At 59.8% G+C, this 2,255-nt stretch carries 1 protein-coding gene and 1 pseudogene; one reads left to right on the top strand and one right to left on the bottom strand.

Annotation, left to right across the window (positions count from 1 at the left end; translation table 11 throughout):
- Nucleotides 1-217: pseudogene (locus EOA33_RS32840) on the top strand (aspartate aminotransferase family protein); the annotation flags it as partial.
- Nucleotides 218-376: 159 nt separating this feature from the next.
- Here EOA33_RS32840 and EOA33_RS32835 read toward each other — a convergent pair.
- Nucleotides 377-1,579: an aromatic ring-hydroxylating dioxygenase subunit alpha gene (locus EOA33_RS32835; RefSeq protein WP_126058019.1), complete on the bottom strand. Its 1,203-nt coding sequence runs from the start codon at nucleotides 1,577-1,579 to the stop codon at nucleotides 377-379.
- Nucleotides 1,580-2,255 lie beyond the last annotated feature (676 nt).

Below are 2,255 nucleotides of genomic sequence, written 5' to 3'. Positions count from 1 at the left end.
CAGGAATCCGCTGCAGCTCGACAAGGACGTCGGCAAACGCATCGACGCACATTGCCATGAGCTAGGCTTGCTGGTCAGGCCGCTGATCAACATGTGCGTGATGTCGCCGCCGCTGATTATTTCGCGCGAGCAGATCGACGACATGGTGGCGATCCTGCGAGAGGGCATTTCGCGCACGATGGACGATCTCAGGAAAGAGGGCGTCTGGCGGGGGTGAGGGTTCTTCCTTCTCCCCGTTCTACGGGAGAAGGTGCCCGCAGGGGGATGAGGGGCAGCGCCGACCTCGGCGATTGGTTGGTCGCCGGACGACGCCAGAAATTGGCGTCTGACTAAAACGATAATCTCAAAAACCTGCGCTGCCCCTCACCTGCCTGCTCTATCCCCTCGACCGCAGCGCGTCGTTCAGCGCCCACATGTTCTTTTCCTCCGGCGCCGTCTCCAGGCCGAGCACGGGGATCTGCTTGCGCAGATGATCGTGGTGGGTGCGCACGCCATATTCGAGGTCGGAGAGATAGAACCCCTCGAAGGCTTCCGACAGCATGGATTCGTTCGACCACACCGAAAGCTGCACGTCCTCGTCCATTGTGTCGCGGTCGATGCGGTAGGCGAGATAGCGCGCCGCCGCCTGTTCTCTCGTTTCGTCCTTGTAGCGGTAGATTGCGCCGCGCAGCAGGGTCTCGCCGGTCGACAGCGGGAACTCCTGATAGAACTGCACGGATTCCGGCATGATCGACAGCGCGTTGTTGGGGAAGATGCCGTAGTAGATCCAGGCCTTGCGCAGATGCTCCGGCAGATGCGAAGCGTCGGGCGCTCGCTTGATGTATTCGCGCACGCTCCAGCGCCGCCCGGCATGCGGATTGTAGGTGGCGAAGGATCGCGACACGCCGTTGACGAAGGGCTCGTCGAAATAGGTCGCACCATAAAGATCCTGTAGCGCCGGATGCGCCATGGCGACGTGGTAGCCTTCATTGTCGACGTCGCGCACCGACTTCCAGTTGACCGGCGATTTTTGGGTCCAGATGCCCCACGATGGCACCATCTCGGCGACGCGATAGTGCGCGATCTCGGCCTCGATCGGCTTCAAAAGCTCGGCCACCGAGGGCTGCGGGCCTCCCTCGTGGAAGCGGATGAAGATGAAACCCATCCAGATTTCGAGGTCGAGCGGCATCAGGCCGAATTCGGTCTTGTCGAGATCGGGGAAGGAGCGCGGACGGGCGGCACCGCGCAGCGTGCCGTCGAGATTGTAGACCCAGCCATGGAACGGGCAGACAAGCGCGTTCTTGCAGGTGCCCTGGCTGTCGGCGACGACGCGGCTGCCGCGATGGCGGCACATATTGTTGAAAGCGCGCACGAGGCCGTCCTTGCCGCGCACGATCAGCGCCCGTTCGCCGATGACATCCATGGTCAGATAGTCGCCGGGATTGGGCACGTCGGAGACATGTCCGGCGATCTGCCAATGGTTGCGGAAGACGTATTCCTTCTCGAGTTCTAGAAGCGCGTTGGAGTGGTAGCTCCATCCCGGCAGACCCCGCCGGTCCCAATCGTTGGGGATCGCCACGTCACGGAGATGCGGGTTCATAGAAGGCTCTTCTTTTGTTGAATGATCATTCAATATAAGTATATTTTGCTTTGAAATGCAATGGTTTGTTGAAATATAAAATTTTGATGGCGCTGGGTTTGCATCCGCTCAGCGACGATCTGGCCAGGGAAAATCACGGAAAATCCGGGCGTTAACCAGGGTTCTGAAACAGGCCCGGAGCGGCCCGATCGACGTCGACCTGGCAGCGAGAAGCGGCGGCTCTCAGAGACGCAGTCCCGGCCCCGATTTCCTTCGCAAGTGTGAGATTGCTCATAGTCCGCAAGACCGCCTCAGGCCCATTGCTTCGCCTGTGAGGTCGCCTTTCAGGTCGCGCTTATGGAACAGAAATTGCAAACGAACACGAAAATCGGGGAATGACCGAATATGCCCGATCATGCCCGATTTTTCTGTTTCAAGCCGGTTACACGGGCAGCCATCGCGTATCATCCATCCGTTACCGGGTGCGGATACATTCGTTTCATAGCAAAAAGAAAGACAATGAAGGGGATTGCGATGTTCACGAAAGTCCAGACCGCCAACAACCGCCTCCAGGCACCGGAGCGCAACGATCGGCGACCGAAGCTGGCGCTGCGCCAGCGCGCCAGCGACCATCCGATGGCGATGTTCATGGCGATTGGCGCCCTTGCCTTCGCCGGCATGTTCCTCACACCGGCGG

Origin of the sequence: Mesorhizobium sp. M4A.F.Ca.ET.050.02.1.1, from assembly GCF_003997725.1 — a bacterium.
Lineage (GTDB): Bacteria > Pseudomonadota > Alphaproteobacteria > Rhizobiales > Rhizobiaceae > Mesorhizobium.
This window is presented reverse-complemented; position numbering and strand designations above follow the sequence as displayed.

Excerpts from the sequence above, each read along its gene's own strand:
- EOA33_RS32835 (WP_126058019.1), bottom strand. The coding sequence starts at position 1,579 with ATGAACCCGCATCTCCGTGACGTGGCGATCCCCAACGATTGGGACCGG.